The 237-nt window shown below is 58.2% G+C and carries 1 pseudogene; it reads right to left on the bottom strand.

The annotated features are described in order from the left end of the window. Positions 1-237: pseudogene (locus R0J92_RS26435) on the bottom strand (signal recognition particle protein); the annotation flags it as partial.

The raw sequence follows: 237 nt of genomic DNA, 5'->3' as shown, positions 1-237 counted from the left end.
CAGCGGCCACCTTGTCCTTCATCCCGCTCATGCCGGGCATCATGCCCATGATGCCGCCCATGCCGCCGAGCTTCTTCATCTGCTTGAGCTGTTCGGCAAGATCGTTGAGATCGAACTTGCCCGACTGCATCTTTTTGGCCATCGCCGCGGCTTTTTCCGCGTCGATGTTTTCAGCGGCTTTTTCGACCAGCGAAACAATGTCGCCCATGCCGAGAATGCGGTCGGCAATGCGCTTCG

It is taken from the genome of Tritonibacter sp. SIMBA_163, assembly GCF_046535935.1.
Classification (GTDB): domain Bacteria; phylum Pseudomonadota; class Alphaproteobacteria; order Rhodobacterales; family Rhodobacteraceae; genus Epibacterium; species Epibacterium scottomollicae.
The sequence above is the reverse complement of the archived record's forward strand: the minus strand, read 5'-3'. Positions and strand labels throughout refer to the sequence as shown.